Below are 7,214 nucleotides of genomic sequence, written 5' to 3'. Positions count from 1 at the left end.
GAAAGTGAAGGGTGTGGAGTTGGTCCCTGTCCTTGACGCCACCTCCCCATAGGGCCAGTATTCCCAGGTGTCGGTCTTGTTCTGGGAGTTATCGAGCAGAGCTGCCGTTGAGCCAAGAGGATCAGGCATATAGGCTCTCTCTGTGCCTCCACGGTTCTCGTGGGTGATCATTCCGCAGAAATTCGAATACACAACTGACATAGCCATGATTAGTACTGCCCCAGATAGTCGCTGCCATCCCAAACCATCGTGCTCGGCACGTTTGCCACGATCTTTGCTCTCCGAAGCCCATCCGGATCGTAGGTGTTCGTGGTCACGCTGCCATCGGTGTCGGTGAACTTCTTCATCCGGTTCTCATCGTCGTAGGCATACTGCGTCAGGGCGCCGTTGTTGTTCTCCGAGAGCTGGTTGCCGTTGTCGTCGAACGTGAAGGTCGTGGTGACCGTAGCTTGGAGCATGGTCACGATCCTGCTGGCCGCATCGTAGGTGAAGCTCATCGGGCTCGTGCCCTCCTGATGCTTCACCAGGATGTTTCCTATATCATCATACACGAAGGTTGCCCGTTTCCCGGACCTTTGTTGTCCCGTCAGACGGTCGGCGTCATCGTAGGTGTAGGTCGTTCTGACGGTGTCCCGAACCTGCACGGTCTTGCGGTTCACCGCGTCCCAGGTGTCCACAAAGGTGGAGATGGGCGTGTTTGAGGCATTGAGCTCGATCAGCGTTGTCAGCCGGCCGCTGGCATCGAAGGAGTACTGCCGCTTTGAGCCCAAGCCATCGAGAAGGGTCGTGAGGCGCCCGTCTGCATCGTACTGAGCCGTCGAGAGCCGGTTCGACGAGTTCTTTAGGCTCTCCTGTCGGTTCACGGCATCGTATGTGTAGGTGAATCGTCCACCATCCGGATCGATGACAAGTGTTCGATTGCCCACGGCATCGTAGGAGTACGTCTGAATCAGGGAACCCGGATCGGTCTTGCCCGACATCCTGCCTGCGTCGTCGTAGGCGTAGGTGGAAGTACCCGTTGCGTTCTGGCTCAGAGTCCTTCGGCCGACCGCATCGTAAGTGAACGTTGCCGGAGGGTCATTCTGATAAAGGATGCCTGTCAGTCGGCCCACGTTGTCGTATACGTTGGTCTTGACGTTTCCCTTGGCGTCCAACACGCTGACAAGCCTGCCCGCAGCGTCATAGGAACTCGTCGTCAGCTTTCCGATCTGATTCTGGATTGACTTTTGTCGGCCCACGTTGTCGTAGGCCTTGGTGATCCAGTTGCCTTTGGCATCCTGGATCCCAGTTTGCTGTCCTGCGAGGTCGTATTGGTAGCTTGTGCGCAGGGCAAGCGCATTCACGCTTGCCGCGAGCAGGTTGCTGTTGGAGGCATAGACGCTCGTTGCAAACCTGCCCAGCGCATCGGTAACCGTCGTTCGATTTCCAGCTGCGTCGTACTGATAGGTCGTTCGGTTGCCTAGCGGGTCCATGTTTGCTGAGACCTGGCCGGCCGCGTCATAGATCGTCGTTGAGCGGAAGCCAAGCGGAGTCTTCTGGGCGGTCTGCCTCCCCACAGCGTCGTAGAAGTACTCCGAGACATTCCCAAGTGCATCCACGGAGGACACCACGTCGTTTCTGGCGTTGTAGACGGTGGTGCTGATATTGCCTCTGGCATCTTTCACCGTCTGCATCCGGCCGCTGGAATCGTAGGTGTAGCTGGTTCGATTGCCCAGCTCGTCCACGTCGGCGGTCTTTTGCTTGGCCGAGTTGTAGACTACTTGGCGAGACTTTCCAAGAGAGTTCGTGACCGTGGTCAGGTAGCCCATGTTGTCGTACTCATAGGTGGTGACGTTGCCGAGCGCATCCTTCACCGTGGAGCGATTGCCGAATCGGTCATAGGTGTAGCTGGTCCGGTTGCCGAGAGGATCCACTTCCGCAGCCAGAAGGCAGGTGTCGTACACATAGGTCCAGCGGTTTCCAAGGGGATCGACCATGGCAACGCGGTGATCGCCGTCGTCATAAACGTAGGTGGTCTTCCTCCCCAGAGGATCGGTCGTGGTTTCCAACCGGTTTAGGCTGTCATAGGTGTTGGTGACGATCCCGCCGTCGGAATGGACGATCGAGGCGACGTTGCCGGAGGAATCGTAGTTATAGGTGGTTCGAAGACCTCTGCCATCCACCGACGCCGTCATCTGGCCGCTGCCGTCGTAAACCCACTGAGTCGCCCGACCAAGTTGATCGGTGGCCCGAATGCGATTTCGGCTGCCGTCATAGCCAAAGGTGCTCGTGTTGCCCAGCGCATCGATCTGGGTGGTTAGGTTGCCGGAGGAGTCATATTGGATTGTCGTGACGTTGCCGAGTGCGTCGGTAGACTTCGTGATACGGCCCATCGAATCGAATACGAGGCTGAACCTGGTTCCCGCCGGCACTTGCTCCTTCGTCTGAAAGCTGTTGGAGTCGTAGCTGTAGGTAGACGTGTAGCCTTCCGGCCTCCTGATCTCCGATATTCGACCGGTTCCATCGAGGATATTGGTGGTACGGGCGCCTGTTGGAGCGATCACGACAGAGCCGCTGTAGGTGGCGGGAAAGGCGCCGCCGTATTGGTAGGTCCAAATCCCGGTTCCGGCAGCCATGGAGACGACTCGTCGATTCGAATCGTACATGTAGGTCGTTCGGTAGCCGCGAGGGTCCTCGATGGCGTGGACCATGGTTGTGCTGCCGGTACCTGCGAGCGAATAGACATACTTCGTTGTGCACCCCATGGGGGTGACCATTGTTGTCAAGTAGCGCTGGGCGTCATACTGGAACGTCCACCGGCGTCCTGACCAGTCTTGCACCGAATCCAAGAGGGAGGTCCCCGTGCTGGCAGCGTAGTTGAGCGTAACCAGCTTTCCGTCTGGCGTTTGGATCGTCTTCAGCAAGCCGGATTCAACCCCAGAGCCATAGATGTACGATAGCACCGGACCGGCGGGCTGCACGATCTTGATAAGCTCATGCTTGCTTCCGCTCCCCGTTTGGTTCTGGTACACCATCTTGACGCCGTCGGCAAACTCCTCGGTGAACTTGGTTCCGTCGTAGATGAGCGTCGTGCCCCCATTGAGGAACTGAGTGTTATACGAGTAGGTGGTGATTCCCCCAGAGGTTCCGACCTTGTTGAACCCAAGTGCCGTCTCGTTTCCACGCATAATCGTCACGGCGACGCCATCGGTCTGCGACTGCACATACGCATTGACGCTGGCCGAGCGGCCTTTCCCATAGGGTCCATCGTTCCCTGAAAAGCTGCCATAGAAGAAGTCGATCGAGATTCCGAAGCTCTTGGCTTTGAGGACAATTTCTGGATCGATCTGAAGCTCTCCGGTTGCTGGGTTGGGAATCGGGCGGTGCGGGTGGGTGAGAACCGGATCCTGCCGGACTCCGAGGTTCTCGGCAGACGCGGGCTGATACTCATAGGCAAGGGAGCCTTGAGTTGAGTTAACGAGTTGATGGGAGTTTCGACTCATAGCGACACAAGGAAAAGGTCAGTCTGATTCGTTATTCAATCGGCCAGCATGAAGTGGGCATCGACATGTCAGTTCCGCTCGGCGAATAGAAAGCATTCAGTGGGCTTGGAAGATTGCCGGCAACCGAGCCGCTACAAACACTGCCACCGCCACCACCACCAGGACCAGAGCAAGTGCCTCCGTCAGCCCCGACCGGATAAAGGAGCCCACCACCATAAATTGAGTACCAGCCCCTGGCTCCTGGGGCGCCTTGTGCCATGCCTCCCCAGCAAGCACCATTGAAACAGTTCATTTTCGCCTCCTTAACTTCGAAATCTCGTGCTCTGTCAGGACCCAACCCGTTCCTGCCAGAAATTGCCGGCTTGAACCGCTGCCTGAAAAGAAGTAAGGCTCGGAGGGCGCGCTTGTGCGATAGACCCAGGCCGTTGCTGCTTTCTCGGGTTGGTTTGAACGCCGCCGAAGGCCCAAAACGTTCTTGAGGCTCTCTGAAATCCAGAGGCGTCCTCGGTTTGCAGCCAGCCTGAATGCGGATGCCTGTCTCTTCGGCGATTCCGCTCTCGCTATGCCTCTCGCTTCTGCTCCAATCACTGAGCATCTCCCCCAAGCGCCTTTCTTAACGCCGAAACCGCCATCTCTGGACAGTGGTCCTTGCCGTCAGGAAGCCCTCCCAAAATGAGGAGGATGTCATTTGGCTCGATCAGTCTGGCCTGCTCTAGGGTGCGCCCGACCAGAAGCTGCGAGGTGACGCTCGCCGAGGCGATCTGAGCGGGACAGCCGTTCGTTTGCTGGCTGGCACGGACGATCCTGCCATCCTCGACTCTCAGCCACACCTGCACGTAGGGTCCTTCGCCGGGGATGCCGCACTGTCCAAAGTGCGTGGCGTCCTCCAGGCTCCCGGCGTTGCGGGGGCTTGAGATGTGATCGGCGGCAATCGGTCCAAACACCTGCGGACTCCCTATATCCCCTCGCATACCTTCAAAGGTACGACGACCTGATAATACTCCAGTATTGTTATGATGAGCAGCGAGTTTTCCACATTGCTGTGAAGAGTTGGCCCTAAGTTATATCACTTGCCTTTGCCCTGCTCCCCTATCAGCCGCTCCAGGTTCACGATCTGCTCCTTGGTCGCTTCATGGGCTGGGTTCAGAACCAGGGCCTGGCGCATGAGTCCCAAGGCTTTGTCAAATGCTCCTAGCCGGATGTGGTGAACGCCAAGGAGGTAGTTGGCCTCGGCGCTGCCGGCTTCCGCCAGCTCCACAAGGACCGGCACGGCTTCCTCCTCTTTTCCCTTAGCCAGGAGCTTTCGGGCGAGCACCAGTCTGAGTGATCGGGATTCGGGGCTACCATCCGAGAGCTGGCGAAGCACCTTCAAGGACGCCTCTTGCCCTCCGGCGGCCTCAGCGTGGCGGTCCACCATCTTGGCCCAGTTCTCGCTTCTGCCTTCGACCTGCTGGACCTTCTCAAGGACAAAGAATGCGGTATCCAAGTCCCCGTGCTCGATGCAGGAGTCAAAGAGCGAAAAGGCGGACGGCAGGAACTGAGGCGCCTTTTTGATCGAGGTCCAGAACCAGTGCTTGGCCTCATCGAACCTGCCCAGATTACGGCAGATATTGCCCATGTTGAAGTACGTCTTGTAGGTGATGATGCCCATGTCGATGCTGGAAAAGAAGCCATCGACGTCGGCCTTGGTCACCTGCTCGTAGTGACTGAGCGCTTCCTCGAGACGGCCCTCGTCGCTGAGCAGGTAACCCGCGCGGAAGTGAAGCTCGGGATCTTCCGGAACGATCTCAAGCCCCTTCCTTACTGTGGCGAGGGCCTCGTCCTTCTTGCCGAGTTCTGAGAGGGATACGGCCAGAAGCGAATAGGCCTTGCGCACAATGCTCTCGTTCGGGTCCGCTGCCGCCAGACACCTTTTCAGGTACTTGACGGCCTCCTTGTGCCTTCCCTCGAAATGGCGGGTCATGCCGACGTTGAAGAGCACGAACGGATGGTTAGGACGCTCTATGAGCTCAAGGTCCAGGATCGTGTTGTCCCGGACGCGCTTCTTGGCCTGCCCGTCCACAGAAGTGTCGTAGCCGGAGTGCAGGATGACGACGTTCAGGCGAACGATGTCTCCTCCCCTGCGCCGGCAAGAAGGCAGGATCTGCTCGTGGATTCTCCCTTCAAAGCGCATGTCTTCTCCGGCCCGAAAGAGCTTGACGTGATCGACCCTAACCGCTCCTGGCTCTGAAGTCTCAACAAACTGGATCGGGATGACAAAGCCGGTGACGCCCTCGTCGGCATGCGAGACAGCAGAGCGGATCGCCTGACCGGTCTCAGGAGGCAAGGTGTCATCGGCGTCCATCCAGAATATCCAGTCGCCGGTCGCGTGGGAGAGCGAAACGTTCCTGGCGGCCGAGAAGTCGTTGCACCAGGCAAAGTCGAGAACCTTGTCGGCGTACTTTGAGGCGATTTCCTTGGTCTTGTCTTTGGAGCCCGTATCCACGACAACGATCTCATCGACATAGGGCCTTGCGGAGCTCAGGCACGCGTCCAGAACCCGCTCTTCGTCTCTCACGATCATGCAAAGGGAGATCTTGGGGTCTTTGGCCATCCGAGCCCCGCCTTGGTTGCTTCCAACGATCTGCTGGATGCGGCCGGCGTAAAGGGGCGCGATATCGCTCCACTTCCAGTTTTCAGAGGCGATCCTGGCGGCCCTTGCTCCAAAGTCCTTGGTGACCGTAGCCCTGCCTTCAAAGGCTTCTCTCATCGCTGAGCGAAGGTCAGGAACGCTGGGCTCGAGCCAGGCCTGGGGCATTGGGGACTCAAGACCCGCCAGTTGGTCGATATTGGCAATCGACGCCCCTGCCTTCCAGCCGCAGCCATGCAGGACCAGGTCGTCGGTGGGACCACCGGAGGTGACGATAACAGGCAGCCCGCAGGCCATGGCTTCCAGTACCGGCAGGCAAAAGCCCTCAGCTCGGTACGGCGCCACCAGGCAGTCGCAGGCGCGGTATATCCCCGCCAGCTGCGCTTCAGAGACATCCCGGGCGATGTAGGTCACTTTCGGTCCGGTCAAGTTGCTCGCGAGACGGCCCAACTCCTCACCCCAGTTGTTGTGCCGGTACACGTGCTGGGTGCCCGTGTCTTTCACCACCAAACGCACCGCTTCACCTTTCCTGAACTCCTGAGTGAAAGCATTGAGCAAGATGTCGATCCCTTTTCGGGTGATCGAGCCGCCCACGAAGAGGAACTTGAACTCTGGGTGCGCGGCAAGCTCTGGATCGGCCGCGGTCTTGGGCGACAGGGCGCTCCCATCCACGCCAAGCGGCAAGACCCGCACCTTCCTTGGGTCCACTCCCGAGCGGACATAGGCGGCACGGGTGAAGCTTGAGTTCACCCAGAGCCCTGCGGCGTGCTCGTTAACAAAACGCACCCACTCCTCGGGCGCTACAAAGAACTCCCACGGCTGCATGAGGATGATCGGAACTTCCCCAGGGCAGAGGTTGGGAGGAAAGCCGTGGCGGATGATGAGGTCGGGCTTTCCCACCTTCTTCTTCGCAAGTTTGGTGAGTGCTTCAAAGCCATCCACTGCGCGGTCTCTGGCGCCCGGCTTCTCATAGGGGGCGATCCGGACATCGATCCCCAGGCTTGAGAGCGAAAGGGCCAGCTGGCGGTTGACCTTGGCCAGGCTGTGGTGGATGAAGAAGGCGCCCTCGATCAAGACGCGCGGGGATCGGGAAGTATCCAAGG

At 58.6% G+C, this 7,214-nt stretch carries 3 protein-coding genes; all 3 read right to left on the bottom strand.

Going from position 1 to position 7,214, the window contains the following annotated elements:
- Positions 1 to 209: 209 nt before the first annotated feature.
- Entirely contained in the window at positions 210 to 3,482 is a 3,273-nt protein-coding gene (locus HZC36_14735; protein MBI5708236.1) for an RHS repeat protein, read from the bottom strand.
- A 584-nt stretch (positions 3,483 to 4,066) separates the two neighbouring features.
- Complete coding sequence (locus HZC36_14730) at positions 4,067 to 4,426, bottom strand: iron-sulfur cluster assembly scaffold protein (protein ID MBI5708235.1); 360 nt, start codon at positions 4,424 to 4,426, stop codon at positions 4,067 to 4,069.
- 122 nt (positions 4,427 to 4,548) lie between these two features.
- Positions 4,549 to 7,212 carry a tetratricopeptide repeat protein gene (locus tag HZC36_14725; GenBank protein MBI5708234.1) on the bottom strand — a complete coding sequence of 888 codons (2,664 nt, stop codon included), beginning with the start codon at positions 7,210 to 7,212 and terminating at the stop codon, positions 4,549 to 4,551.
- Positions 7,213 to 7,214 lie beyond the last annotated feature (2 nt).

It is taken from the genome of Armatimonadota bacterium (assembly GCA_016223145.1).
In the GTDB taxonomy this organism is placed as follows: domain Bacteria; phylum Armatimonadota; class Fimbriimonadia; order Fimbriimonadales; family Fimbriimonadaceae; genus Nitrosymbiomonas.
Note: the sequence above shows the minus strand (reverse complement) of the source record. Positions and strands in the feature narration are given on the sequence as shown.

Coding starts and splice junctions, on each gene's coding strand:
- HZC36_14735 (MBI5708236.1), bottom strand. CDS start 3,482: ATGAGTCGAAACTCCCATCAACTCGTTAACTCAACTCAAGGCTCCCTT.